This is a genomic window from Cedecea lapagei, assembly GCF_900635955.1.
GTDB classification, from domain to species: Bacteria; Pseudomonadota; Gammaproteobacteria; order Enterobacterales; family Enterobacteriaceae; genus Cedecea; species Cedecea lapagei.
The window spans coordinates 548,059-574,295 of the sequence record NZ_LR134201.1 but is presented as its reverse complement, the minus strand read 5'-3'; the positions used below and the strand labels follow the sequence as shown (position 1 = coordinate 574,295).

28 protein-coding genes, 1 tRNA gene and 1 pseudogene are annotated in these 26,237 nt (G+C 56.4%); 19 read left to right on the top strand and 11 right to left on the bottom strand.

The window, feature by feature from the left end:
- Positions 1-10: 10 nt before the first annotated feature.
- The 4 genes from rsmE (at position 11) to ruvX (ending at position 2,814) form a co-directional block, all read left to right on the top strand.
- On the top strand, positions 11-742 hold the full coding sequence (gene rsmE, locus EL098_RS02940; protein WP_126354620.1) for a 16S rRNA (uracil(1498)-N(3))-methyltransferase: 732 nt from the start codon (positions 11-13) through the stop codon (positions 740-742).
- A 12-nt stretch (positions 743-754) separates the two neighbouring features.
- Positions 755-1,702, top strand: a complete 948-nt coding sequence (gene gshB, locus EL098_RS02935; RefSeq protein ID WP_039297932.1) for a glutathione synthase — start codon at positions 755-757, stop codon at positions 1,700-1,702.
- A gap of 129 nt (positions 1,703-1,831) precedes the next feature.
- Positions 1,832-2,395, top strand: a complete 564-nt coding sequence (locus EL098_RS02930) for a YqgE/AlgH family protein (protein ID WP_197718536.1) — start codon at positions 1,832-1,834, stop codon at positions 2,393-2,395.
- Positions 2,395-2,814, top strand: coding sequence for a Holliday junction resolvase RuvX (gene ruvX, locus EL098_RS02925; RefSeq protein WP_126354616.1), 420 nt, complete (start codon positions 2,395-2,397; stop codon positions 2,812-2,814). The genes EL098_RS02930 and ruvX overlap by 1 nt, the downstream gene beginning before the upstream one ends.
- Positions 2,815-2,819: 5 nt before the next feature.
- Here the strand turns inward: ruvX and EL098_RS02920 are convergent, their stop codons facing one another.
- From EL098_RS02920 to EL098_RS02910, 3 genes are read right to left on the bottom strand one after another with little or no spacing between them, the layout of a single operon-like run.
- The gene (locus tag EL098_RS02920; protein ID WP_126354614.1) at positions 2,820-3,275 is read right to left on the bottom strand and encodes a type II toxin-antitoxin system HicB family antitoxin; all 456 of its coding nucleotides are present in this window, start codon (positions 3,273-3,275) and stop codon (positions 2,820-2,822) included.
- A 23-nt stretch (positions 3,276-3,298) separates the two neighbouring features.
- Entirely contained in the window at positions 3,299-3,481 is a 183-nt protein-coding gene (locus EL098_RS02915; protein WP_126354612.1) for a type II toxin-antitoxin system HicA family toxin, read from the bottom strand.
- 60 nt (positions 3,482-3,541) lie between these two features.
- Complete coding sequence (locus EL098_RS02910) at positions 3,542-4,567, bottom strand: type IV pilus twitching motility protein PilT (RefSeq protein WP_126354610.1); 1,026 nt, start codon at positions 4,565-4,567, stop codon at positions 3,542-3,544.
- A gap of 16 nt (positions 4,568-4,583) precedes the next feature.
- Between EL098_RS02910 and EL098_RS02905 the strand changes: the two genes are divergently transcribed.
- Genes EL098_RS02905 through hemW form a run of 5 tightly spaced genes read left to right on the top strand, consistent with a single transcriptional unit; the run spans position 4,584 to position 7,906 of the window.
- Positions 4,584-5,288: a YggS family pyridoxal phosphate-dependent enzyme gene (locus tag EL098_RS02905; protein ID WP_126354608.1), complete on the top strand. Its 705-nt coding sequence runs from the start codon at positions 4,584-4,586 to the stop codon at positions 5,286-5,288.
- Between the two features lie 24 nt (positions 5,289-5,312).
- Positions 5,313-5,867 carry a YggT family protein gene (locus EL098_RS02900; RefSeq protein ID WP_126354606.1) on the top strand — a complete coding sequence of 185 codons (555 nt, stop codon included), beginning with the start codon at positions 5,313-5,315 and terminating at the stop codon, positions 5,865-5,867.
- Complete coding sequence (gene yggU, locus EL098_RS02895; RefSeq protein ID WP_126354604.1) at positions 5,864-6,163, top strand: DUF167 family protein YggU; 300 nt, start codon at positions 5,864-5,866, stop codon at positions 6,161-6,163. The genes EL098_RS02900 and yggU overlap by 4 nt, the downstream gene beginning before the upstream one ends.
- A 14-nt stretch (positions 6,164-6,177) precedes the next feature.
- Positions 6,178-6,771 carry an XTP/dITP diphosphatase gene (locus EL098_RS02890; RefSeq protein ID WP_126354602.1) on the top strand — a complete coding sequence of 198 codons (594 nt, stop codon included), beginning with the start codon at positions 6,178-6,180 and terminating at the stop codon, positions 6,769-6,771.
- Entirely contained in the window at positions 6,764-7,906 is a 1,143-nt protein-coding gene (gene hemW, locus EL098_RS02885; protein ID WP_126354600.1) for a radical SAM family heme chaperone HemW, read from the top strand. The genes EL098_RS02890 and hemW overlap by 8 nt, the downstream gene beginning before the upstream one ends.
- 99 nt (positions 7,907-8,005) lie before the next feature.
- Here hemW and EL098_RS02880 read toward each other — a convergent pair whose 3' ends face one another.
- From EL098_RS02880 to trmB, 3 genes are all read right to left on the bottom strand, one after another.
- Positions 8,006-8,722, bottom strand: coding sequence for a YggN family protein (locus tag EL098_RS02880; RefSeq protein WP_126354598.1), 717 nt, complete (start codon positions 8,720-8,722; stop codon positions 8,006-8,008).
- Positions 8,723-8,791: 69 nt separating this feature from the next.
- Positions 8,792-9,118 carry a YggL family protein gene (locus EL098_RS02875; protein WP_008461534.1) on the bottom strand — a complete coding sequence of 109 codons (327 nt, stop codon included), beginning with the start codon at positions 9,116-9,118 and terminating at the stop codon, positions 8,792-8,794.
- Entirely contained in the window at positions 9,118-9,837 is a 720-nt protein-coding gene (gene trmB / locus EL098_RS02870; protein ID WP_126354596.1) for a tRNA (guanosine(46)-N7)-methyltransferase TrmB, read from the bottom strand. Before trmB ends, EL098_RS02875 begins: the two co-directional genes overlap by 1 nt.
- Positions 9,838-9,992: 155 nt before the next feature.
- Between trmB and mutY the strand changes: the two genes are divergently transcribed.
- Genes mutY through mltC form a run of 3 tightly spaced genes read left to right on the top strand, consistent with a single transcriptional unit; the run spans position 9,993 to position 12,476 of the window.
- On the top strand, positions 9,993-11,075 hold the full coding sequence (gene mutY / locus EL098_RS02865; protein ID WP_197718535.1) for an A/G-specific adenine glycosylase: 1,083 nt from the start codon (positions 9,993-9,995) through the stop codon (positions 11,073-11,075).
- Between the two features lie 2 nt (positions 11,076-11,077).
- A complete protein-coding gene (locus tag EL098_RS02860) occupies positions 11,078-11,353 on the top strand; it encodes an oxidative damage protection protein (protein WP_126354592.1) in 276 nt (91 codons plus the stop codon).
- A gap of 43 nt (positions 11,354-11,396) precedes the next feature.
- The gene (gene mltC, locus EL098_RS02855; protein WP_126358341.1) at positions 11,397-12,476 is read left to right on the top strand and encodes a membrane-bound lytic murein transglycosylase MltC; all 1,080 of its coding nucleotides are present in this window, start codon (positions 11,397-11,399) and stop codon (positions 12,474-12,476) included.
- A gap of 50 nt (positions 12,477-12,526) precedes the next feature.
- Here mltC and EL098_RS02850 read toward each other — a convergent pair whose 3' ends face one another.
- Complete coding sequence (locus tag EL098_RS02850; RefSeq protein WP_126354590.1) at positions 12,527-14,662, bottom strand: ornithine decarboxylase; 2,136 nt, start codon at positions 14,660-14,662, stop codon at positions 12,527-12,529.
- Between the two features lie 432 nt (positions 14,663-15,094).
- Between EL098_RS02850 and EL098_RS02840 the strand changes: the two genes are divergently transcribed.
- From EL098_RS02840 to EL098_RS02825, 4 genes are all read left to right on the top strand, one after another.
- A tRNA-Phe gene (locus EL098_RS02840) sits at positions 15,095-15,170 on the top strand.
- A gap of 585 nt (positions 15,171-15,755) precedes the next feature.
- Positions 15,756-16,613, top strand: a complete 858-nt coding sequence (locus tag EL098_RS02835) for an ABC transporter substrate-binding protein (protein WP_408609118.1) — start codon at positions 15,756-15,758, stop codon at positions 16,611-16,613.
- Positions 16,610-17,536, top strand: coding sequence for an amino acid ABC transporter permease (locus tag EL098_RS02830; protein WP_126354584.1), 927 nt, complete (start codon positions 16,610-16,612; stop codon positions 17,534-17,536). The genes EL098_RS02835 and EL098_RS02830 overlap by 4 nt, the downstream gene beginning before the upstream one ends.
- Positions 17,529-18,290: an amino acid ABC transporter ATP-binding protein gene (locus tag EL098_RS02825; RefSeq protein WP_126354582.1), complete on the top strand. Its 762-nt coding sequence runs from the start codon at positions 17,529-17,531 to the stop codon at positions 18,288-18,290. Before EL098_RS02830 ends, EL098_RS02825 begins: the two co-directional genes overlap by 8 nt.
- A 17-nt stretch (positions 18,291-18,307) precedes the next feature.
- On the opposite strand, the gene EL098_RS02820 is transcribed toward EL098_RS02825, so the two are convergent.
- Positions 18,308-19,624 carry an MmgE/PrpD family protein gene (locus EL098_RS02820; protein ID WP_126358340.1) on the bottom strand — a complete coding sequence of 439 codons (1,317 nt, stop codon included), beginning with the start codon at positions 19,622-19,624 and terminating at the stop codon, positions 18,308-18,310.
- A gap of 252 nt (positions 19,625-19,876) precedes the next feature.
- Here EL098_RS02820 and EL098_RS02815 point away from each other — a divergent pair.
- From EL098_RS02815 to EL098_RS02805, 3 genes and pseudogenes are all read left to right on the top strand, one after another.
- Positions 19,877-20,972: pseudogene (locus EL098_RS02815) on the top strand (iron-containing alcohol dehydrogenase family protein).
- Between the two features lie 7 nt (positions 20,973-20,979).
- Positions 20,980-22,290: an LLM class flavin-dependent oxidoreductase gene (locus EL098_RS02810; protein ID WP_126354580.1), complete on the top strand. Its 1,311-nt coding sequence runs from the start codon at positions 20,980-20,982 to the stop codon at positions 22,288-22,290.
- Positions 22,291-22,292: 2 nt separating this feature from the next.
- On the top strand, positions 22,293-23,492 hold the full coding sequence (locus EL098_RS02805) for an aminotransferase class I/II-fold pyridoxal phosphate-dependent enzyme (RefSeq protein WP_126354578.1): 1,200 nt from the start codon (positions 22,293-22,295) through the stop codon (positions 23,490-23,492).
- 15 nt (positions 23,493-23,507) lie between these two features.
- On the opposite strand, the gene EL098_RS02800 is transcribed toward EL098_RS02805, so the two are convergent.
- From EL098_RS02800 to iolB, 3 genes are all read right to left on the bottom strand, one after another.
- Positions 23,508-24,662 carry an amidohydrolase gene (locus tag EL098_RS02800; RefSeq protein WP_126354576.1) on the bottom strand — a complete coding sequence of 385 codons (1,155 nt, stop codon included), beginning with the start codon at positions 24,660-24,662 and terminating at the stop codon, positions 23,508-23,510.
- Between the two features lies 1 nt (position 24,663).
- A complete protein-coding gene (locus EL098_RS02795; protein WP_126354574.1) occupies positions 24,664-25,191 on the bottom strand; it encodes a GNAT family N-acetyltransferase in 528 nt (175 codons plus the stop codon).
- Positions 25,192-25,408: 217 nt separating this feature from the next.
- Positions 25,409-26,233: a 5-deoxy-glucuronate isomerase gene (gene iolB / locus EL098_RS02790; protein ID WP_126354572.1), complete on the bottom strand. Its 825-nt coding sequence runs from the start codon at positions 26,231-26,233 to the stop codon at positions 25,409-25,411.
- Positions 26,234-26,237 lie beyond the last annotated feature (4 nt).

Here is a 26,237-nt window from a genome sequence, read left to right as displayed (position 1 = left end):
AACCGACTTCATGCGTATACCCCGCATTCACCACCCTGAAAGCCTCTCCGTTGGCCAGGACGTACTGCTGAGCGAAGATGCGGCAAACCACGTAGGACGGGTACTGCGTATGGGCGCAGGCCAGGCTATCCAGCTGTTCGACGGCAGTAATCAGGTGTTCGACGCGGAAATTGTGCAGGCGGATAAAAAAAGCGTGCGCGTGAAAGTGCTGGCGGGCAGCGAGGACGACCGTGAGTCGCCGCTCTGGCTGCACCTCGGCCAGGTCATGTCGCGCGGTGAAAAAATGGAATTCACCATTCAGAAGGCCGTAGAGCTGGGCGTGAACGTCATTACCCCATTGTTTTCCGAACGCTGCGGGGTAAAACTCGATGCGGAAAGGCTGAACAAAAAGCTCCAGCAGTGGCAGAAAATTGCTATCGCCGCCTGCGAGCAATGCGGCCGAAACCGGGTACCAGAAGTTCGCCCGGCGATGGAGCTTGAAGCCTGGTGCGCCGAGCAGGATGAAGCCCTGAAGCTCAATCTGCATCCGCGTGCCAGCGCCAGCATCAACACCTTACCGCAGCCCGTCGAACGCGTGCGCCTGCTGATTGGCCCGGAAGGCGGCCTGACGGCCGATGAGATTGCCATGACCGCTGACCACCAATTTACTGATATTCTGTTGGGACCGCGCGTTCTGCGTACTGAGACCACCGCGCTCACCGCCATTACCGCACTGCAGGTGCGCTTTGGCGATCTGGGCTAAAGGAGAACAACAATGATCAAGCTCGGCATCGTGATGGACCCCATCGCACACATCAACATTAAAAAAGACTCCAGCTTCGCCATGCTGCTGGAAGCGCAGCGTCGTGGTTACGAACTGCACTACATGGAAATGGCCGATCTTTACCTGAACAACGGCGAGGCACGCGCGCGCACTCGCCTGCTCAGCGTCGAGCAGAACTACGATAAATGGTATGAGTTTGGCACCGAGCAGGATATTGCTCTCGCCGACCTGAACGTCGTCCTGATGCGCAAGGACCCACCGTTCGACACCGAATTCATCTACGCGACCTATATTCTTGAGCGCGCAGAAGAGAAAGGCACGCTGATCGTCAACAAACCGCAAAGCCTGCGCGACTGCAACGAAAAACTGTTCACCGCCTGGTTTGCCGACCTGACGCCAGAAACGCTGGTAACCCGCAATAAAGCGCAGCTTAAAGCCTTCTGGCAGCAGCACGGCGACATCATTATGAAACCGCTGGACGGCATGGGCGGTGCCTCTATCTTCCGCGTGAAGCAGGATGACCCAAACATCGGCGTTATCGCCGAAACCCTCACCGAACTGGGCACCCGCTACTGCATGGCGCAGAACTACCTGCCGGCGATTAAAGACGGCGACAAGCGCGTACTGGTTGTCGACGGCGAACCGGTGCCTTACTGCCTGGCGCGCATTCCGCAGGGAGGTGAAACCCGTGGTAACCTGGCCGCAGGCGGCCGCGGCGAACCTCGCCCGCTGACCGAAAGTGACTGGGAAATTGCTCGTCGCGTTGGGCCCACGCTGAAGGCGAAGGGCCTGATTTTTGTTGGTCTGGACATCATCGGCGATCGTCTGACCGAGATTAACGTCACCAGCCCAACCTGCATCCGTGAAATCGAAGCGGAATTCCCCGTTTCGATCACCGGCATGCTGTTCGACGCCATCGAAAAACGCCTCGCACACTAAGCTCACCAGGGCGGATAGCTGATTATCCGCCTTTTCCCTTCGGGACACCGTGCAGGTCGGGTAGCCCGCCCTCCTTCATTAATGGTAAGCTGGCCACACTTCGCGCAACCGGGATCAGAACCTCTGACAATGAATTTACAGCATCACTTTCTTATTGCCATGCCGGCTCTTCAGGACCCCTTATTTAAGCGTTCCGTAGTCTATATTTGCGAATACAACGAGGAGGGCGCGATGGGGATCATCATCAATAAACCGCTGGAAAATCTGCAGGTTGATGGCGTTCTCGAAAAGCTAAAAATTGAACCAGAACCACGCGACGCCGCAATCCGTCTGGATAAGCCCGTATTTATCGGTGGCCCTCTGGCGGAAGACCGGGGTTTTATTCTGCATTCGCCGCCGGGCGACTTCGGTTCGAGCATCCGCATTTCTGACGACACGGTCATTACAACATCGCGGGACGTGCTGGAAACCTTAGGCACCGCAAAGCAGCCTAAAGAGGTGATGGTGGCCCTCGGCTACTCCTCCTGGGAGAAAGGCCAGCTCGAGCAGGAAATCCTGGAGAACTCATGGCTAACCACGCCGGCTTCCGCAGAGATCCTGTTCCGCACGCCGATTGCAGACCGCTGGCGCGAAGCTGCCCGTCTGATAGGCATTGATATCCACACGATGCCTGGCGAAGCGGGGCACGCCTGATGAGCAGCGGAACCTTAATGGCCTTTGACTTCGGGACCAAAAGCATCGGCGTCGCTATCGGCCAGCGCATTACCGGCACCGCACGGCCGTTAACCGCGCTGAAAGCACAGGACGGTACGCCGGACTGGAACGCGGTAGAAAAAATTCTGAAGGAGTGGCAGCCGGAAGAAGTCGTGGTTGGCCTGCCGCTGAATATGGACGGCACCGAGCAGCCTCTCACCGCCCGCGCCCGCAAGTTCGCCAACCGCCTGCACGGCCGTTTTGGCGTGAAAGTGTCTCTGCAGGATGAGCGCCTGAGCACCGTCGAAGCGCGTGCAGGGCTGTTCGAGCACGGCGGCTTTCGCGCCCTGAACAAAGGCAGCATCGACTCCGCGTCCGCCGTAATTATTCTCGAAAGCTGGTTCGACTACCACCCGTGACGGCATTAACTGCCGGGCGCATCGCTTCCGGCGCTCAGCAGTTCATTCCTTGCGGCAACCGCCAGAAAATGGCTGCGGTCCCGGTAGCCTGAGGAGGGCTGTTTCACCCGGGAGTCAATACGTCGCAACAGCGCGTCCGGCAGAGTGATATTCAACCTCTGCTGCTTACCCTCCAGCGCAGAGAGATCCACATCAACCAGCAGCCATTGCTCGCAGTAGCTGTACTCGGGGTCTGCAGCGTAAGCAAAAGGCCCGGCATCACGAAGCTGAGTAATATCTTTTCCGCTTTCTACCATTAAATCGACAATCGACAGCACAGCATCCTGCACCATCGGTGCAATATCCGCCTGACGGTCTGCCGCCGACACGCAGCCAAAATCATCGTTACATAGCGCGGGTACAACCAGACCAAACGCTTCGGTTTCAGTTGCGGGCAACTCCACACCAACAGAGAAAAACATTCTCAACCTCCGGCAGCGGCAGACTAAATGCCTGCCATTTTACGAATGGATCTAACGGTACCGACGGGCAAATCCTTTTTGGGATGCGGAACGGGAAACGTTTTTCCTGTTTCGGGCGACCACCAGATCCAGTGGCTGCCCCCGGAACGCCTGACGGGTTCACACCCTTCGGCCCTTAATAGCTTTATCAGCTCAGCGGAAGTCATGATGCTCTCCCGGCCGACAACCAATATACACACTAATACACACGATAACAATAAAATCGTTCAAAATATCGCCTCCCATGGCCCGCGGCCTGGCGGCTCACCTTCCGCGATTTTGCCTTCACGCCGCCATTGCGCCTCGCTGTGGGCAAAACTTTGCATACCGTACTGCTGGCCGGTTTGCAGCACTCCCGGAAGTTGATGAGTTTTCCCTTCACGAATCAGGTTTGCCACGGCCGGGGTATTGATCAGCAGCTCGTAAAGCGCCACCCGGCCACCGTCGCATGCCGATACCAGCTTCTGCGCCAGCACGGCCTTAAGGCTGCCGGCAAGCTGAGCTCGAATCAGGTTTTTCTCCTCGGCAGGAAACACATCCACCAGCCGCTCTACGGCCTGAGCCGCCCCTCGCGTGTGCAAAGTGGCCAGCACTAAGTGCCCGGTTTCCGCCGCGGTTAACGCCAGAGCAATCGTCTCTCTGTCACGGAGTTCGCCCAGCAGGATGACATCGGGATCCTCCCTCAAAGCGGCTTTTAGGGCCGAGGCAAAGCTTTCACAGTGACGGCCCGGCTCACGCTGCTGAATCAGGCAGCGGCCAGAGGGATGAATAAATTCGATGGGGTCTTCCACCGTCAACACGTGGCCATCAAGATGCTGGTTGAGGTGCTGGATCATCGCGGCAAGCGTTGTAGATTTTCCGCTGCCGGTGGCGCCGGTCACCAGTATCAGCCCCTCGCTTTGACGCAAAAGCTCAACCATATGGAGGGGGGTCTTCAGGGCTTCCAGCGTCGGGCAAGACGACGCCAGCAATCTCAGCGCCAACGAGTACCCCTCCAGCTGTAAGAAGGCATTCCCCCTCAGCCTGACGCCGTTCGCAAGCGTAAGGGAAAAATCCAGCTGCCCGGCGCGTTTAAGCAGCGCCCTCTGCGCTTCATTCAGCCATGCCTCAATAACGTCTTCGACCTTTGGCACCCTCTCCGGGCATGGCTCCAGCCTGCCGCACTTTCGCCAACGTGCCGTCTGACGTGCGGACAGGTGTAGATCGGAGACATTATGCTTTACACTAAGGGCCACGATTTCTTCGATATCCATATCACTTCCAACGATCATGAATGAGATAGCGCACAATCTGGCACAGGTTAACGGGAAGATCTCAGCCGCCGCGGCACGCTGCGGCAGAAGCCCTGAAGAAGTGACACTGCTTGCAGTCAGCAAAACTAAGCCTGCGAGCGCCATCGCAGAAGCGGTTGCCGCCGGGCAGCGAGCCTTCGGCGAAAACTATGTGCAGGAAGGCGTGGATAAGATTCACCACTTCGCTGAACAGCGTGTAGAAGGGCTGGAATGGCACTTTATCGGCCCGCTGCAGTCGAACAAAAGCCGCCTTGTGGCGGAGAACTTTGACTGGTGCCATACCGTCGATCGGCTGAAGATTGCCAGCAGACTTAGTGAACAACGCCCGTCAACGCTACCGCCGCTAAACGTGCTGATTCAAATTAATATCAGCGACGAAAACAGTAAGTCCGGCATCGCGTTAAATGAGCTGGAGCAATTGGCTGCTGAAGTGGCGGCTTTGCCGGGGCTCAAGCTGCGGGGCTTGATGGCTATTCCAGCACCGGAACTGGACTACGAGCGCCAGCTTGCCGTTTGCCGCAAAATGGCAGAGGCCTGTAATGCACTCAAAGATCGTTACACAACGGTCGATACGTTATCTCTGGGCATGACCGATGACATGGAAGCCGCGATTGCCGCAGGCAGCACCATGGTGCGCATTGGAACCGCTATTTTCGGCGCGCGGGATTATTCCGCTCGTTAATCACCATCATTTTTGAGGAAAACCATGCTAACGTTGACTTTCCTGGTCAAAACCCTGATTGAGCTTTACGTAATGGTGCTGCTCATCCGCATCTGGATGCAGTGGGCGCGCTGTGATTTCTATAACCCTTTTGCCCAGTTTATTGTCAAAGTCACCCAGCCTGTTGTCGGGCCGCTTCGTCGCGTCCTGCCGTCAATGGGGCCAATCGATACTTCATCTCTGCTGGTGGCGTTTATCCTCACCACGCTGAAGTTCCCTATTTTGCTGCTGATTCAGTCCGGCGGGCTTTCGCTTGATCCGTTTAATTTAGTGATTGGCGTTCTGTCGCTGCTGAAGTCTGCCGGTACGCTGGTGTTCTGGGTGATCATTGTTCGCTCTCTGATGAGCTGGGTAAGCCAGGGCCGTAGCCCCATTGAGTACGTGCTGATGCAGATGACCGAGCCAATGATGGCGCCGATTCGCCGCATTTTGCCTGCCATGGGCGGCATTGATTTCTCCGCGATGGTGGTCATTCTGATCCTTTATGCGCTGAACTACCTCGGCATGGATCTGTTCCCTAATCTCTGGTACGCCATTTGACTGTTGTCACTCAGCTGCCTGACGGGCTGGTGCTGCGGCTATATATCCAGCCAAAGGCCAGCCGCGACAGTCTGGTCGGTACGCATGGCGACGAACTAAAAGTCGCTATCACCGCACCACCGGTAGACGGGCAGGCTAACGCCCATCTGGTAAAATATCTGGCCAAACAGTTCCGGGTAGCCAAAAGCCAGGTGGTGATTGAGAAAGGCGAACTTGGTCGGCATAAACAAGTTAAAATTATCAGCCCGCAGCAAATCCCGACGGAAGTCGCGGCATTGATTGATACCCTCGAATAACGACAGGACAGGCTATGCAAAAAGTCGTATTAGCTACCGGTAATGCCGGTAAAGTGCGTGAACTCGCCGATTTACTGGCGGATTTCGGCCTTGATGTGGTCGCACAAACCGCACTTAACGTGGAGTCGGTGGAAGAGACCGGTCTGACCTTTATTGAGAACGCCATTATTAAGGCTCGCCATGCGGCTAAAGTGACCGGGCTTCCGGCGCTGGCCGACGACTCTGGTCTGGCCGTAGATGCTCTTGGCGGCGCGCCGGGTATCTATTCCGCACGCTATGCGGGCGAAGACGCAAGTGACCAACAGAACCTCGAAAAGCTTCTGCAGGCGCTGAAAGAGGTGCCGGACGATAAACGCCAGGCCCAGTTCCACTGCGTCCTGGTCTACATGCGTCACGCAGAGGACCCCACGCCGCTGGTGTTCCACGGCAGCTGGCCGGGCGTGATTACCCACGAGCCAGCAGGCCAGGGTGGTTTTGGCTACGATCCTATTTTCTATGTTCCATCCGAGGGAAAAACCGCGGCGGAGCTAACCCGCGATGAAAAGAGCGCGATTTCCCACCGTGGGCAGGCGCTGAAACTGTTACTGGAAGCAATGCGTAATGGCTAATTTGCCGCCTCTGAGTCTCTACATTCATATCCCCTGGTGCGTACAGAAGTGCCCGTACTGCGACTTCAACTCCCACGCCCTAAAAGGAGATGTGCCGCACGACGAATACGTGGGCCATCTGCTGCGCGATCTCGACCGCGACGCGCCTTTAGCTCAGGGACGCGAGGTAAAGACTATTTTCATCGGGGGCGGTACACCAAGCCTGCTCTCCAGCGAAGCGATGCAAACGCTGCTGGACGGCGTGCGCTCTCGCCTGAAGCTGGCGGATGACGCTGAAATCACCATGGAAGCCAACCCCGGTACGGTCGAAGCCGATCGCTTTGTTGGCTACCAAAAGGCGGGCGTGAACAGGATTTCTATCGGCGTACAGAGCTTTAGCGAAGCCAAATTAAAACGCCTGGGCCGCATTCATGATTCGGGCGAGGCCAAACGTGCCGCGAATCTGGCAAGCGGTCTTGGCCTGCGCAGCTTTAACCTTGACCTGATGCACGGCCTGCCTGACCAGTCGCTTGAAGAAGCGCTGGACGATCTGCGTCAGGCCATTGCCCTGAATCCGCCGCACCTTTCCTGGTATCAGCTGACCATTGAGCCGAACACGCTGTTTGGCTCACGTCCGCCGAAGCTGCCCGATGACGACGCGCTGTGGGATATCTTCGAGCAGGGCGACAAACTGCTGACCGCCGCAGGCTACCAGCAATACGAAACATCTGCCTATGCAAAACCAGGCTACCAGTGCCAGCACAACCTGAACTACTGGCGTTTTGGCGACTATCTGGGAATTGGCTGCGGCGCACACGGTAAAGTCACATTTGCAGACGGACGCATTACGCGCACGGCGAAAACGCGGCACCCGCGCGGCTACATGGAAGGGAAATATCTCGACCGTCAGCACGACGTAGAGCAGGAAGACAAGCCGTTCGAGTTCTTTATGAACCGCTTCCGCCTACTGGAAGCCGCGCCACGCAGCGAGTTCAGGCTCTATACCGGTTTAGATGAAGCCACGATTCGCCCGCAGTTGAATGAGGCGATAGCGAAAAACTATATGACCGAGACGGAGGAGTACTGGCAGATAACCGAGCACGGGAAGCTGTTTCTGAACTCTCTGCTGGAGCTGTTTTTAGCCGACGAAGCGTAAGTTTTTACCCTCACCCCGGCCCTCTCCCCGGGAAGGGAGAGGTGGAAAATCATCAGAGTCCCCTCTCCCTTTCCAGGGAGAGAGAGTGATGGGGATGAATTACTTCAGCGTTCCCACAAGCCCTTTACGCTGATTTTCCAGCGACACCACCCGGTTACACACCTCGTGGCCGAACTGTTCAAAATCAGCCTGCTGATTATTCCATTCGTTCTGAACCGCCGTTTGCAGGCCGCCCAGGTTACCCAGCACATTCTGCAGCGGGTTGCCGCCGCCTTTCAGCACTGCCTGCGCGCCCATCTCATTAATGCTGTCCTGCAGAATGCCGCCCATAGCCTGATTCACCAGTTGCTGGCCATCGGCTCTCACCTGGTCGATGGCTTTATAATGGAACGTCAGCCCGTCCTGGCGGCGTTCGATAATACGGTTCATCTGCTCTTTCAACTGAGCGTCCAGCTTGGTCAGGCGGCTGCGCATGCTGCTGCTCTCCCCGACCTGCTTCGCAATAATGCCGTCCAGCGCTATGCGGCTTTTTTCTACCCGGGAACGGGCACCGTTATCAATCCACGGTAAATCCGTGCGCAGGGCTTTTTGGTAATTCAACGCCTGCTGGCGCTGTGCCGCGCTCAGCGTCTTCTGAACGCCGTTGAATTTCACGCTGCCGTCAGGAGCAATCACCAGATTGCCGTTCTCACCAACGACCTGAACGGACTGCGGGTTAATAACTACGTCATCGCGTGGATTTACGCTGCACTGATAGTCAGCGTGCGCCGAAGCGGCGGTCACCAGCAGCGCGCCTAAAAGAACCTTACGGATCATATTTTCTCCTGAAAAATCAGCTCCTGAAAAAAAGGCCGGTTAATTAACCAGCCTGTTCCTTGCGAAAGCTTAGTCCCACCAGACGTCGAACAGATCGCTAATGCGAACATCTTCGAGCTTGCGGTCTTCTAACCATTTACGCACCAGCGCCTGGTGCTCTTCGGTGCATTTACCAATCTCTTCCATGCACACCAGACCTTCCCAGACCAGGTAACCGCTGCCGTCAAACGCCAGCTTGTTCGGCGCAATCACTTCGGCGATCAGTTCGTCCACGGTTTTATCGATTTGCTCTTCAGAAGTGCCCTCCGGGAAGCGCCAGGCAATCGAGAACCCCAGCTCCTGGAACTCTTCGATATGCATTTTCTTACGCAGACGACGGCTACGATTCTTTGCCATTATTTCACCCTCTCGAACATTAAGTCCCATACGCCGTGGCCAAGACGATGGCCACGTTGTTCAAATTTGGTCACCGGACGTGAATCCGGACGCGGTACGTAGTCGTGACTCTCCGACTGGTTTTTATACCCTTCGATAGAGGACATCACTTCGAGCATGTGTTCAGCATAAGGTTCCCAGTCGGTTGCCATATGGAACACGCCGCCCAGCTTCAGCTTACGTTTAACAAGGTCAGCAAACGGCACCTGAACGATACGGCGTTTATTATGACGCGCTTTATGCCATGGATCAGGGAAAAACAGCTGAACCATGTTCAAAGAATTGTCAGGAATCATGTTTTCCAGCACTTCCACCGCGTCGTGGCACATCACGCGGAGGTTCTCAACGCCGGCTTCATGCGCGGTGCTCAGGCAGGCGCCCACACCCGGCGAATGCACTTCAATGCCGAGGTAGTTGTGCTGAGGATTGGTTTCCGCCATCGCCACCAGCGAAGTGCCCATCCCAAAACCAATTTCCAGCGTGACCGGCGCTTCGCGGCCAAAAATCTCGCTAAAATCGGCAGGCTCGGCCTGGAACTCAACGCCCATCACCGGCCAGTAGTTATCCAGCGCATGCTGCTGGCCTTTTGTCAGGCGCCCCTGGCGACGGACAAAGCTGCGGATGCGGCGCAGCACACGGCCTTCTTCATTAAATTCCGGTGAAATGACGTCATTCTTCATGGTTTTCTTAACGCTTCGCTTAGTGTTCGGGAAACGGGCATTATCCAAAGTTAAAGGTGAGAAGCAAGTGGCAGAAAGTTCCGGTTTACAGCTTTACGCCTCTGTGCTGGAATCGGCACCTTTATTACACCTTTGCCGGATATCTCGCGTTGACGATGCAAGCACCTCAATTTGCCCAACAAGTACTCGACTGGTACCACAAGTATGGGCGTAAAACCCTGCCGTGGCAGCAGGAGAAAACGCCTTATAAAGTATGGCTCTCTGAGGTGATGTTGCAACAAACCCAGGTCGCAACGGTCATCCCTTATTTTGAGCGCTTTATGGCGCGCTTCCCTACCGTAACCGATCTTGCACAAGCGCCTCTGGATGAAGTGCTCCATCTATGGACAGGGCTGGGCTATTACGCCCGTGCGCGTAATTTGCATAAAGCGGCGCAGCAGGTTGCCGATAAACACGGTGGCGTTTTCCCACAAACCTATGAAGAAGTTGCCGATTTGCCTGGCGTCGGACGCTCCACCGCAGGCGCGATTCTCTCTCTTTCGCTGGGCAAACACTTCCCGATTCTCGACGGCAACGTTAAGCGCGTGCTCGCACGCTGCTACGCCGTGTCGGGCTGGCCGGGTAAAAAAGAGGTCGAAAATCGCCTCTGGGAGATAAGCGAACGAGTCACCCCGGCGCAGGGCGTAAGCCAGTTTAATCAGGCGATGATGGATCTTGGCGCCATGGTCTGCACGCGCTCAAAACCTAAATGCGAGCTTTGCCCGCTGAGCAACGGCTGCGTGGCCTATGCCAATCATAGTTGGGCGAACTATCCGGGCAAGAAACCTAAAGTGACGCTCCCGGAACGCACCGGCTATATGCTGATGATGCAGCACGGTGATGAGGTATTCCTGGCCCAGCGTCCGGCCGTGGGATTATGGGGAGGTTTATTCTGCTTCCCACAGTTTTCTGACGAACAGGAATTACGTCGCTGGCTGGAACAGCGCGGTATTTCGGCCGATAATCTCACGCAGTTAACGGCTTTCCGCCATACCTTCAGCCATTTCCATTTAGACATTGTGCCAATGTGGCTTCCGATGTCCTCTGCGGGCGGCTGCATGGATGAAGGCACCGCTCTCTGGTATAACTTAGGCCAGCCACAATCCGTCGGGCTGGCGGCTCCCGTAGAGCGCCTGCTACAACAATTGCGTGCCGAACCGGTCGCCTTAGCGCCCGCTCGAGCCGAAGAAGAGGAATAATCATGAGCAGAACGATTTTTTGTACTTACCTGCAGCGCGAAGCAGAAGGCCAGGATTTTCAGCTGTATCCTGGCGAGCTGGGTAAGCGAATCTACAACGAAATCTCGAAAGAAGCCTGGGCCCTGTGGCAGTCCAAGCAGACCATGCTTATCAATGAAAGAAAGATGAGCATGATGAACCCGGAGCACCGCAAAGAACTGGAAAATGAGATGGTCAATTTCCTGTTCGAAGGGAAAGAGGTCCATATCGAAGGCTTCACCCCGCCAGAAAAACAGTAATCGTCGGCACCTTTTTGCAAACACAACACGCACACACGGAATGATGAAAAAACTTCTCGCGCTGGCTCTCGTGGCCCCGTTGCTGATCTCCTGTTCCAGTAAAAAAAACGACGACGCCTACAACGACGCGTTTATCAAGGACACCAACGGGTTCGATATTTTAATGGGGCAATTTGCCAACAACATTGAAAATATCTGGGGTATCAAAGAGGTACTGATTGCAGGCCCGAAAGATTACGTTAAATACACCGACCAATATCTGACGCGCAGCCACATTAACTTCGACGAAGGTACCATCACCGTTGAGACCATCGCGGGAACCGATCCGACCGCGCACCTGCGCCAGGCGATCGTTAGCACCCTGCTGATGGGCGACGATCCAAGCTCCATAGATCTCTATTCCGACGCCAACGACGTTACCATTTCCAGAGAGCCGTTCCTTTACGGGCAGGTGGTCGATAACACCGGCCAGCCGATTCGCTGGGAAGGCCGTGCGACGAAATTCGCCGACTATCTGCTGCAAACGCGTCTGCAAAAGCGCAGCACCGGGCTGAAAATCGTCTATAGCGTGACCATCAATCTTGTGCCTAACCACCTCGACAAACGTGCCCATAAATACCTTGGCATGGTGCGTAAAGCCTCGAAGAAATACGGCGTAGAAGAGTCGCTGATTCTGGCTATCATGCAGACAGAATCGAGCTTTAACCCGTATGCGGTAAGCCATGCGGATGCGCTGGGCCTGATGCAGGTTGTTCAGCACAGCGCCGGGGTAGACGTGTTTAAAGCGCAGGGGAAATGGGGTAAACCAAGCCGCAGCTTCCTGTTCGATCCGGAAAGCAATATCGATACCGGCACGGCTTATCTGGCGATTTTGCAGAACAGCTATCTTGGGCAGATTGATAACCCAACGTCACGTCGCTATGCGGTCATCACCGCCTATAACGGCGGCGCGGGCAGCGTGCTGCGGGTGTTCTCCAACGACAAGACTCAGGCTTTCAGCCTGATCAACAACATGGCGCCGGGTGATGTTTATCAGACCCTGACAACTCGCCACCCGTCCGCCGAGTCGCGTCGTTATTTGTATAAGGTTAACACCGCGCAGAAGAGCTATCGCCGGCGGTAGTTTACCCTCACCCTAACCCTCTCCCTAAAAGGGAGAGGGGATTCTCCCTCTTACTTCAGCATATAGCCGTACAGCCGTTTAATACCGTCAGAATCCGTCTCGCTGTAAACGCCCTGCAGCTCTGGGGAGAAGCCCGGCAGCATATTCACGCCCTCTTCCAGCGCGAGGAAATAACGCAGCGCCGCCCCGCCCCATACTTCACCCGGTACCACGCAAAGCACGCCTGGTGGATAAGGCAAGGCGCCTTCCGCCGCAATACGCCCTTCAGATTCACTCAGGCGCACCAGCTCCACATTGCCGCGAATAAACTCGATGTTGGCGTCCTGCGGGTTCATCACCACGGCGGGCAGGCTCTGCTTGCGGAACATCGCTTTCTGCAGCTCTTTGACTTCAAAGCTCACGTACAGGTCGTGCATCTCCTGGCAAAGCTGGCGCAGGGTGTAGCCCTTGTAACGCACCGGGTACTTCTGATAAATCGTTGGCAGCACCTCCGCCAGCGGCGTGTCGTCCTCAATATGCTGTTCAAACTGCGCAAGCATCGCCACCAGCAGAGCCAGTTTCTCGTGGCTCTCCGCCGGCGTGAGCAGGAACAGGATCGAATTCAGATCCGATTTCTCCGGCACGATGCCGTTTTCGCGCAGATAGTTAGCGAGGATCGCCGCCGGTACGCCAAACTCGGTATAACGCCCGGTCTGCGGATCGATACCCGGCGTCGTGAGCAGCAGCTTGCAGGGATCAACAAAGTATTCGTCTTTCGCATAGCCCTCAAAACCGTGCCAGCGCTCGCCTGGCTCAAAGCTGAAGAAACGACGCTCCTGGGCGATCTTCTCCGTCGGATGATCCTGCCACGGACGCCCGGCCACCTCAGGCGGAATAAACGGTTTGATCATTTTACAGTTAGCGATAATCGCCTTGCGGGCCTCTATCCCCAGGGCTACGCACTCCGCCCACAGGCGGCGACCGCTCTCGCCCTCGTGAATCTTGGCGTTCACATCAAGCGCGGCAAACAGCGGGTAGAACGGGCTGGTTGAGGCATGCAGCATAAAAGCATTGTTCAGCCGCTTGTGCGGACAAAAACGGGCCTGCCCGCGAATATGGTTGTCTTTCTTATGGATCTGAGAAGTCTGAGAGAAACCGGCCTGCTGTTTATGCACCGACTGGGTGACAAAAATCCCCGGATCGTTTTCATTCAGCTCCAGAAGCAGCGGCGAACAGTCCGCCATCATAGGAATAAACTGCTCGTAGCCGACCCACGCCGAGTCAAAGAGGATGTAATCGCAAAGATGGCCGATGTTATCCACCACCTGTCGGGCGTTATAAATCGTACCGTCATAGGTGCCAAGTTGGATAACCGCCAGGCGGAACGGCCTTGCTTCCTGAGCACGACCTGGCGCCACTTCCGCAATCAGCTCCCGCAGGTATTTCTCATCAAAACAGTGGGCGTCAATCCCGCCGATAAAGCCGAAGGGGTTACGTGACGCTTCCAGGTAAACTGGCGTCGCACCGGCCTGAATAAGCGCCCCGTGATGGTTAGATTTATGGTTGTTACGGTCAAACAGCACCAGGTCACCGCGCGTCAGCAGTGCGTTAGTCACCACTTTGTTAGCCGCAGAGGTGCCGTTAAGGACGAAATAGGTTTTGTCGGCGTGGAAAACCTTCGCGGCAAACTTCTGCGCATGCTTGGCTGAGCCTTCGTGGATCAGCAAATCCCCCAGCTTAACGTCTGCGTTGCACATATCGGCACGAAACACGTTTTCACCAAAGAAGTCATAAAACTGGCGGCCCGCCGGATGCTTTTTGAAGAACTCGCCATGCTGGTGACCAGGGCAGGCAAAAGTGCTGTTGTCCATCGCCACGTATTTGCTCAGCGTGTTGAAAAACGGCGGCAGCAGATCTTCTTCGTAATCGCTGGCCGCCGTTTCAAGCTCCAGATAATCCTGCGCTTTACCGGCTATCACGCCGGCCACGGCCGGCAAGCCTTCAACGGCGGTTTCGCTAAAGATAAAGACCGGCAGGTTGAACCCAGTGCGTTTAAGCAAAGCCAGAATACCGCTGCGGCTATCCGCAACGGAGATGACAACTGCCGCCACATCGGTGAAGTCGGTATCGTCGAGCGTAACCACTTCGCGATGCGTTGAGAGTAATGCAGCCACGTCGTGGCTCGCGGCAATTTTCAATGATTTCATAAGCACAAATCCCCGTATGCAAGGATGAGTGAGTGCCAACCGGCACGGCAAAGGGAAAATTCCCCGGTGAAGGCGTTCTGAAGGTCTTAGGTGTGGATCCACTTCGACCGCCAGACATCAGTAAAACCAGGCAGCTCCTGATTTTACTGATGTCCTGCAGCGAGCATACGTTGCCCTCACCGCATGGTGGGTAAGGGACTTCGGAAGGTAATAGCTGCACGGACGAGCGCCATCCCGAAAGATGCATGGGAATTGAGAGTGAACATCAAGACGCCCCGTGGTGGATGAGAAAACTGGCGCAATCATGGCACCTTCTGCCATGGGGTTCAATATGAAGTCTGTAACAGCTCGCACATAAATCATGCAAACGAACCGTACATTGCAACAAAGCCATTGACGCGGAATAGGGTTTACGGTTTAATGCGCCCCGTTGCCCGGATAGCTCAGTCGGTAGAGCAGGGGATTGAAAATCCCCGTGTCCTTGGTTCGATTCCGAGTCCGGGCACCACTATTTAAAGAAACCAGCCTACGGGCTGGTTTTTTGCTTTCTGGGATACGGACTCTTCATCGAACTGAGGTTCGATTATTCGCCTCATCCCTGAGGCTCACCCCGCTGGGGCCAGCGCAAGCGCTGTTCAAAAACGTTCCCGACGTTTTTGTCCGAGTCCGGGCACCACTCATTTAGAAAAACCAGCCTACAGGCTGGTTTTTTGCTTTCTGGGATACAGACTCTTCATCGTCTCATCCCTAAGACTCCTCCCTTTTGTTGCCAGCGCAGGCGCTGGTCAAAACAGCGGCTAAGCGGCTATCGACCGTGACTTTTCCGCTACCAGGCCGCCAAAAACGTATTGCCATTTAACGGGAATAGTTATCCGTTATTCGCATTTGTTAACCCCACCTGCATTCCCTGAGAATGACCCCCAGCTATGGATGCAGGGTCGCCCTGCGTTTAAAAGAAAATACTGTTTTCAACATTATTATGGCCCGATTTCTAGCGGACATATTTTCCCCTGGCGGGAATCTGTCAGTCATTATTATCAGGAGAAAACTCTCAGTGAAAATTACAAAAGGCCTCTCCCTTTTGGCCCTCGCCATGTCGACTCACTCTGCGTTCGCAGCAGAAGCGGCGGTTCCGACTGACAGCTCGCTACATGTAAAAGCCGACCCTTCATTAAAAAGCTTACTGCCTGCTGATATCGTCAAACGCGGGTACATCGTGGCGGGCACCAACCCCAACACGCCGCCAACCACTTTCTACAAAGAAGACAACAAAACGCTGGCCGGCAGAGAGATTGATGTGATGAATGCGGTGGGCGAGCGGCTTGGGCTTGCGGTGCAATGGCGGGATACCGGCGGGTTCGACAATATTATCCCTGGCCTGAAAACCGGCCGCTACGACGTTGCGCTTTCCAATATTAACGCCACCCAGGCACGCCTCAAGCAGGTGGATTTTGTTGGCTACTACAATGCCAGCAGGCTCGGCATTATTTCGTTGAAAAGCGCCAACATCACGCCGTTCAAAACCTTCGACGCTGTTTGCGGTAAAGAGGTTGGCGCGGGCGCGGGGACGACCCAAATAACTCGTCTGGAAGAGGCCAGTAAAGCCTGTGAGGCCTCCGGCAAACCTCCTGTCAAAATAGCCGTATTCCCGGACCGTCCGGCAGGCGTTCAGGCGGTTGTTAGCGGTCGAGTGCCAATGTTCTTTGGCCCTTATGAGGGGCTAACCTGGCAGGTGAAGTTGATCAAACCGCTGGCGATGAGCGGCGAAATTGCGGTGAACGATGCGCCGGTTTCCGTTGCCTTCCCGAAAGAGTCCGCGCTGGAGCCTGCGGTACAGGCTGCGCTGAACTCACTTATCAAAGACGGCAGCTACCAGAAAATCCTCGACAACTGGGGCATCGGCTACGGTGCGGTAACGGAAGCGAAGCGCAACGAAGAGATCTTTAAATGAGCCTGACGCCCGACAGCACGGACGATTTGCGCATTGTCGGTAAACGCTATTACGGCCGCTGGTTAAGCGCGCTGGTGGTGCTCATCGGCGTTGTCGCCATGGTGCATTCTATGGTCAACAACCCACGTTTTGAGTGGGGCGTTATCGCGCAAAGCTTTACCGAGACGTCTATCCTGCAGGGCGTGTTAATGACCCTGCAGCTGACCGTTATTTCCGTGGTTTTAGGGTTTGCTTTCGGTACGGTTTTGGCGCTAATGCGCCTCTCCTCCAATCCGGTGCTGGTTGCCGTAAGCTGGGGCTATACGTGGTTTTTCCGCGGCGTGCCCATGCTTGTGCAGCTGTTTCTTTGGTACAACATCGCGGCGCTCTACCCCACGATCTCACTCTCGCTTCCTGGAATAGGTGAACTCTGGAGCGCACAATCTAACGCGCTAATCAGCCCGTTTAGCGCAGCGGTGATTGCGCTGGTGATGCATCAGTCTGCCTACGCGGCGGAGATTGTTCGTGCCGGTATTCAGAGCGTCAGCAATGGACAGCTGGAAGCGGCCAGAGCGCTGGGCTATCGTCCGGCGCAGATCTTCCGCCACACCATTCTGCCGCAGGCAATGCGGGCTATTTTACCTCCGGCCGGGAACGAAGTTATCGGTCAGCTGAAAACCACCGCCGTGGTCTCCGTAATTTCGCTGCAGGATGTGCTGTTCTCCGCGCAGATTATCTACCAAAGGACGTATGAGGTTATCCCCCTGCTGCTGGTCGCCACGCTCTGGTACCTGCTGCTAACGTCGGTGCTCTCCATCGGCCAGTATTACGTTGAACGCTATTTCTCCCGCGGCGTAACGCGTGGGAACCCGCCTGGCCTGCTGAAAACATGGCTCAAAGGTTTTGCCCCGCAGCGTAGAGAAAGGAGTATTAGCAATGGCTGAAGCAATCACCCTGCGTAAGGTAAGCAAGCACTTTTCAGGCGTGACCGTGCTTGATGAGGTCAATCTGGATATCCCCGCCGGCTCGGTGACCGTCATTCTTGGGCCATCGGGATCGGGAAAATCCACTTTGCTGCGCTGTATCAACCACCTGGAAAAGCTCGACGGCGGCACCATCCGAATTGGCGGTGAACTGGTAGGGTATAAGCAAAAAGGCCATGCCCTGCACGAGCTAAGCAGCCGGGAGATTGCCCGTCAGCGCAGTGAAATCGGCATGGTATTTCAGCAGTTCAACCTGTTTCCCCACCGCACGGTGCTGCAAAACATCACGGACGCCCCGATGCGGGTAAAAAACCAGAGCCGTCAGCAGGCAACGGAAAAAGCGCGCGCGCTCTTACGCCAGGTGGGCCTTTCCGGGCGCGAAGAAGAGTGGCCCCAGAACCTTTCCGGAGGCCAGCAGCAGCGCGTGGCCATTGCGCGTGCGCTAGCAATGGACCCCGGCGTTATGCTGTTTGACGAGCCAACATCGGCCCTTGACCCGGAACTGGTCGGCGAGGTGCTACAGGCGATAAAACAGCTTGCTCACTCCGGGATCACCATGGTGATCGTGACCCATGAGATCGGCTTTGCCCGGGAGGTCGCGGACAATATCGTCTTTATGGAAAACGGCAAAATTGTCGCCGCCGGACCAACGCAGCAGGTGCTGGATGACCCGGCCAACTCACGCGTTCGCAACTTCATCGCCACCGTGTTGTAAGGGCTTTTTGAGATCGGCTAAAGCGCATCTTTCAGCGCCAGTATCAGCTGGCGCAAATCCGCTTCATCTTCTAAGCGCGCCACACGTGCAAACAGCCCTGCTTTATCAGGCGTGCACGCTGCATCAAGCTTAGCCAGCACGTTCACCGGCGTAGCCAGTGACTGCTGCCTGGTACGCCGCTGGCTTAACCTTTCGCCATTATCGAGATAAAGCGTCACTTCATGAAAGCGCAGCGCGGGGTTAATAGCATCCGGCGGCACACTCTCATCCGGCGTGCGCGTTACTTTTTCGGCCAGCGACATAATCTCTGCGTTAACGTCACCTTCAGCAAAGTCAGCCATTCGTAAGTCGTTATAAATCAACATGCCCGCGATGGCATATTCGAGGCTAAAACGTGCTTCGATGCCATTACCCGGCACGCGTACTGAAGCTGCGATATCGCCGCCCGGCGGGAATGCCACCGTAATATGCTCCAGGCTATCCAGCAGCTGGGCGACAGACCGCCCGGACTCCAGCCAGCGCAGGCGAATATCGCGAGCGGCCTCCGCCGCGCTGTGCGTTCCGGCACAGGTGGCAAATGGCTTGAACTCCAGCCCAGGGCTGATAATGCGCCATGGCTGCCCCCAATCCCGCAACAGCTTCTCTGGCGAGGCTTCTCCCCCGCTGCCGATCTGCAGGAATGCCTCAAGCACTCCCTCGGTTTTACCGTCAAAACCGGCCAGCGCCAGCTGCACGGCGCGCACTGCATTTTCTGCAGCCAGACCGGCATGAAGCGGTTTAACCGCCGAACCAAACTGCGCGCGCAGGCCGCTGGCCTGAGTGGCGGCCATCCCTAGCGCGATGGCCGTCTGCTCTTCCGTTGCGCCGCTAAAGCGGGCCAGCGCCGCCGCGGCCGCCAGCGTCCCGAGGGAAGCCGTATTGTGGTAACCGAGCGTATAATGCTTTTGCGTGACGGCCAGCCCCAGCCGGCCGGCCACTTCAACGCCGGTCGCGTAAGCATCAAAAAAATGCGGCAAGCTTAACTCTGGCATCTCACCCGCCCACGCCAGTAGCGCAGGCAAAATCACCACGCCAGGATGCCCACGAAAATCCGCATGGAAATCATCATAATCCAGCGCGTGTCCGGCATACCCCAGCAGTAAGGCAAGGGAAGAGGGGGACCTCTCCGGATAAACGGCCTTTAGAATCGGTAAACCGCTGTCAGGCACCTGCTTCGTTAACACCGGCCAGCTAACGGCAAAGAAATCCTGCAGCCCCTGACGTGCTTTGTCCTGCACGGCAGTTCCGGGCTGAGCGCTGACAATCAACTGGCTAAGCATCGCGGTCAGGCTCACCTTATTTTGCATTTTTTTCCTCGAAGAGATGGCGTGGTTCAGCGCCGCAGAATAGCAACAAAGCGCCCACCTTCTATATCTGAAATCAGGCAAAGGTTATGCAAATTTGTGAATAGAAAAGACCTATTTATGCATTGATAAAATCCTGCGTTGCCGTACCATTCAGTGAGACCCAACGCTAAAATAAAAAAATATATTCCATATTTATCAAAACCTTATTTCAAACCCAGGCTCTTCCATCAAGGTAAAAATGTGTTAGCTATCAAATCACCAAAAGCCTATATTCAGCGGGCCGGGCTGCGGGCGCAAGCAGGCGAATATATCCAGCCTATTGCCCGCCACATTCGCATCATCACCTCCCCTAAAGCCTGGCAGGCCGTTAACCCTGAACTGACTCAGAGTCTTGACGCCCACGCTATCCGCTGGGAGCTGACGTTTCTTTCCGGAGAATGTACCGACGAGGCGATAGCGGAGCTTAGCGAACAGACGCAGCAGCAGGGGCGCCAGCGCGATTCTGGCCGTCGGCGGCGGGCGAGTCCTTGACTGCGCGAAGGCCGCAGGAGACAGGCTCGAGCATCTCTCCGTCATTAACTTCGCTACCCTGGCCGCCACCTGTGCGGCCTGGTCACCGGTGGCGATTATCTACAACGCGCAGGGCGGACACCTGCGCAGCCAGCCGCTGAAAAAAATGCCGGAGCTGGTTCTGGTCGACAGCGAAGTGATTGCCAGAAGCCCTGTCCGTTACCTGAAAGCCGGCATCGTTGATGCCCTGGCAAAATGGTACGAATTCCGCCCCTATCAGCGTCAGAACCCGGACAGCCTCGCGCTCGATCTTAAGGTGATGGCAGCCGAGCGCGCCGTTGAGGCTTATCGCCAGTGGGGCGATGCAGCCGTAGAAGATAATCAGGCGCAGCAGACCAGCTTTGCGCTGGAACGCGTCATCGATGCGAATATCGTGCTGGCCGGGCTGGCTAACAGCATGCGCGATGATTTGCCTACGCCCGGCGTCGCCCACGCTATTCATAATCGGCTTACCCACCAGCCCGAATTGCATGGCTGGCTGCACGGTGAAAAAGTGGGTTACTGCCTGCTGGTACAGTCCCTGATTGAACAAGAAAACGGTGAGCCGGACCGCGAACTGGTGGAGCTACTTCACCGCTTCGGCAGCCCGTTGCGGCTCCCTACGCTCTCGGGAAACCGGGCGGAAAGACTCCGGGCGTTAGCCGTACAGTTTAGCTTCCCTGCAGCCAGCGCAGCCCGACTGCCGTTTACGCTCTCGCCAGAGTCGCTGGAAAAAGCGCTGCTGGCCTCCGACCACTTTTCACTGCCGTCTCAGGACCCCCTTTAAATTAATTATGACTAACATCAGCCTCCTTACCGCAAGAAAAGGCCTGCGTCTTGGCCTGTTCGTTCAACCCGTCGGCCAGCACGTTAGCGGCTGGAGACTGACGGAGCAGCTCGGCTCGCCTACGGACATTGACTGGTTGATTACGCTGGCCAAAAAAGCCGAAGCTGGCCGCTTCGACCTGTTCTTCGTCGGTGATGCGCTGGCCACCAGCATGTATCGCCTGCCTTCAACCATGGCACGCCTTGAGCCGTTGACAATGCTGTCCGCGCTGGCGGTCCACACCCGGCGCATCGGCCTTGCGGCAACCGCCTCCACAACGTTTAGCGATCCCTTTACCATGGCGCGCAGCTTCTCTTCGCTCGACCATATCAGCCGGGGTCGTGCTGCCTGGAACGTGGTGACCTCATTCTCAGCGGATGTGGCCAAAAACTTCAGCCGCGATGACATGCCAAACCATGCGCAACGCTACGCCCGGGCCCGCGAGTTCCTGGAGGTCGCCTTTAAGCTATGGGAAGGCTGGCAGGAGGGCGCAGTTCAGCCGGACAAACGCAGCGGGCAGTACTTTGTTGACGAGAAAATCCAGCCTGTTAACCACGTTGGCGAACATTTCCAGGTGCAGGGGCCGCTCAATATCACCCGTTCTCCGCAGGGGCGTCCGGTGATCATCGAAGCCGGTTCATCCTCTGACGGGCAAAAACTGGCCGCAGAAACCGCAGAGGTTGTCTTCACCGCCGCAGCAAGCCTGGAAGAAGCGCAGGCTTTTTATCAGTCGCAAAAATCACAGGTTGAAGCCGCCGGTCGTAATCCCGACCACGTGGTGATCATGCCGGGCGTGATGCCGATTATCGGCCGCACGCGTGAGCAGGCTAAAGCGCTGTGGAAAGAGCTCAATGCGCTGGTTGATATCGATAATGGTCTGAAGCAGCTGTCGCTGCGTTTTGGTATGGATATGTCAGCCTTCCCGCTGGATGGCCCCGTGCCTGAAGTCCCGCTGGGTGAAGGTAACCAAAGCCGGGTGAAGCTGATGACCGACCTGGCAAAGCGCGAGAATCTGACGCTGCGCGAGCTGGCGGCCGTTGCGGCCGGTTCACGCGGCCATCGCGTGATAGTAGGCACCGCCGAAGATATCGCCGACGACTTCCAGCTGTGGCTTGAGCAGGGCGGCGCAGACGGTTTCAATATTATGCCTGCCATCATGCCGGAACAGCTGGATCTGTTTATCGAGCTGGTGGTTCCAGAGTTGCAGCGTCGGGGGCTATTCCCGGAAGCGTATGAACATGCAACCCTGCGTGAAAACCTTGGCCTGCCGGTAGTATAAAAATGGTGAAATTTTCACGAAGAGTGCAGCGGGTTACGCTGTCGGCAAACGCGGCGGCAAGGGATTTAACCCGTCGGCTAAAAGCGGATGGCGTGGACATTCTGGACCTGACCACCGGCGAGCCAGATTTTGACACGCCTCTCCACATCCGGGAGGCAGCCTGGCAGGCAATGGAAGAGGGACAAACCCGCTATACGCTAACGCAGGGCACTCTGCCGCTGCGTAAGGCGATACAGGCCAAACTTCTGCGCGAGAACCAACTCGACTACGCCAGCGATGAAATCGTTGTCGCCAACGGGGCCAAACAGATAATCTTTAACGCCTTCGCCGCCACCCTGGACGAAGGTGATGAAGTCATTGTACCGACGCCCTATTGGCCTACGTTCCCGGATAGCGTGCGCTTCAACGGCGGAGAAGCCGTTATTCTTGAATGCCCGCTTGAGCAAAGCTATAAGCTCCTCCCCGCCCAGCTGGCCGCAGCGATAACGCCACGAACTCGCTGGCTGGTGCTGAATAATCCCGGCAATCCTTCCGGTATGGTTTACAGCCAGGCTGAACTCCAGGCGCTGGCAGAAGTCCTGCGCCAGCACCCGCAGGTCTGGCTGCTGCTGGACGAGCTGTATGAACACATCCTGTTTGACGATCGCCAGCACGTAAGTCTGCTTAACGTCGCGCCTGACCTTCGGCAGCGTTCCCTGCTGGTGGGCGGCGTCTCCAAAACCTATGCCATGACGGGCTGGCGTATCGGCTATGGCGCTGCCCCTGCACCGCTGGCGCAGCAGCTTGCGGTCGTGCAGTCGCAAATCAGCTCCGGTGCCAGCGCAATCAGCCAGGCTGCGGCGGTAGCGGCGTTCAACGGTGGACTGGATTTTCTGCCGCAGCAGGTTGCGGCTTATCAGGCCCGGCGAGATGCCCTGGTCGACATATTGCGTCCGGTTGAGGGACTGGAACTTTTACAGCCTCAGGGAGCCTTCTTTGTTTTTATTCGCGTAGCCGGTTTGCTGGGCAGGGAAAAAGAGAACGGTAAGCGCCTTGAAAACGAAGAGGAGGTGATGCACTTTCTGCTGGAAAACGGCATTTCGGGCGTTGCGGGCAGCGCCTACGGGCTTTCCCCCTATTTCCGACTTTCCATCGCCACCGACTTCGACACGGTGGTGGAAGCCGGAAGGCGAATTGCTCGCGCCTGCGCCACGCTCAGGTAGCCCAGGCGCAAAAAGTTAAGACAGTTTTTCCAGCGCTTTAACCGCCAGCTGCGCCAGATACTGCGCTGTCGGGAACAGCGCTTTATCATCCACCCTGAATTTAGGGTGGTGCAGCGCCCACGGACCACCGGAACCGACCATCATGAAGGTGCCGGGTATCTTCTGCTGGTAAAACGAGAAGTCTTCACCGATGGGGCTCGCTTCTACCCGACGGGCTTCAAATCCCACTTCGCTTGCCTGCTCCAGCGCAAAGGCCACCCATTCAGGCGTGTTGACCACCGAAGGCGGCCCAGCGTGCCACAGGAACTCAATTTGCGCGTCGAACGCCACGGCCAGCCCCTCAAGCAAAGCGCGGAAACGCTTTTCTATCAGCTCGCGCGCCTGCGCGTTGAAGGTTCTTACCGTCCCTTCCATATATGCCGTATCGGGAATAACGTTCCATGTGCTGCCGCTGTGGATCTGCGTAATGGAAACCACCGCATTCTGCTCAGACGGCAGATTCCGGCTGATCAGCGTCTGCGCCGCGGTCACGATCTGGCTGACGATCACGATCGGATCGTTACCTTCGTGAGGTTTGGCGGCGTGGGCGCCTTTGGCGGCGATCTTAATTTCAAAGCGATCGACGCCCGCCGTTAACGCGCCATCTTTACCGCCCAGCACGCCAACCGGCAGAGTGGGATCGTTGTGAATACCAAAAATAACCGCTGCACCCTCCAGAGCGCCGGTGGCGATCAGATCTGGCGCGCCCAGGCCCGTTTCCTCAGCCGCCTGGAAAAGGATCCGAACACGTCCTCGCAGAGTCTCTTCCTGCTGGCGAAGCAGAATTGCCGCGCCTAAAGCAGCTGAAGTATGAAAGTCATGGCCGCAGGCGTGCATCACCCCTTTGCGCCGGGAGCTGAATTCAACGCCGGACTCCTCTTCAATCGGCAGGGCGTCGATATCCGAACGCAGAACCACCAGCGGCCCCGGCAGATGCCCTCCAACCTCCGCCACCAGTCCGGTTTTTAGCGGCAGGTCGAGCACGCGAATCCCGGCTTCGGTCAGGGCCGCGTGGATTTTTGAAGTGGTTTCGAACTCCTGATTGGATAGCTCGGGGAAGCGGTGCATATCGTGGCGAAAAGCCTGGATCTGGTCGGCCAATGGCCGGTGTTCGGCGAGAAGCTCTTTCATTTTATGTCCTCCTGGAACAACACTCGAAAACAGGCGGTTTCGGGTTAATGGTTTTCTTCATATAAACGGTGATGTGGCCTTTACCGAGATCTTTCGTGCTGACCTTTTCAAACCCCAGCGACTGATAGAGCTGTATCAACCACGGATGGCTCTCGGCGGTACCCAGTGAATAAGCAGGCGCGCGCAGCTCCCGGTGCAGGACTGACTGTTCAAGCCAGTCGAGTAGCCGGGCGCCAAGGCGCTGGCCGCGGAGGCGTGGTGCGGTAGCAAACCAGCCGATGTGCGGCAGCCCAAACGGCCCCGGCAGCGGCCCCCAGGGAAAACGGAGCGTCACCGAAGCGATGAGTTCGCCGTCGCGAAACATGCCGTACACGGCATGGCTATTGATATGAGCCTGCATTTTTTCCGCATCCGCACTGGCGGCATCAAACTTAATGCCCAGCTCACGCGCAGAGGCGTATGCGGCATGCACTAGCGGGTAATAGACCGCAGTATCTTCTGCGGTTAGCTGACGAAAGCTGTCGCTCATAACCTTGACTCCGGAACATCGTGCAGGGAGAAAATTCGCGGCGAGTGACGCCACTGGCTGTCACTTCCTCAGCGCGAGGTGCAGCTAAAATAACATTCCAGCAAGGGAGCGGTGATAATGTAACGCTATATGCCAGCGCCAAAAGCTATATATCTTAAGCCGTTTGGGTAAAGAAAAAGGCCGCCCCGTCGGGCAGCCTGGATTAGCCTTTTGCCTGCTACTTCCGTGAAGTTCCGTACTCGCTGCCGTTGATCCAGGCGTGATCGTCTTCCCAGGTAAACATCCACTTACGCACCGGCCCGGCCATAACGTTCAGGTAGTAGCTGTCGTACCCGGCAAGCGTCGCGACCGGATGGTAGCCTCTCGGCACCTTCACCACGTCTTTGTCATACACCGCCATGCACTCATCCAGGGAGCGATCGTCGGTATAAACCCGCTGCAGGCAAAAGCCCTGTGGCGGGTTAAGTCGGTGATAATAGGTCTCTTCGAGATAGCTCTCGTGAGGGGGATTATCGACGTCGTGTTTGTGGCTTGGGTACGAACTGCTGCAGCCTTCATTGGTATACACCTCCACCACCAGCAGGCTGTCGGCAGGCTTATCCTCAGGCAGAATATTATGGACATAACGCTGGTTATGACCTTTGCCTCTGGCTTCGGCGTCAATATCCTGCGGGGCGATAAGACGGGTGGCATAAGTCCCTTTGCCTGGCGCAGAGCAGACGGCCAGCTCCAATGCAGTAAGCGCGTGAATCTTTACTGGCTCACCGGATGTCACGTACACGGCCCAGGGTTTACGACGCTCGAAGGGGCTCATGCGGTCGCCTATCTGAGGGAAGTGGATAAACGGCGTATCTACCGTTGCACGTCCTGCCACCAGCACCAGACAGCGCTCCTCCTCGACGGCCGGAAGCGCCAGAATCTGCCCCGCCTTGAGCTGGTAAGCCTCAAACCCGACATAGCCCCAGCCCGCGTTTTCGGGAGTAACATGCTGCGTTTGCCCCTGCGCGTCTGGCTGCTGCCAGCGCGAAAGTAATTCGGCCATTTTA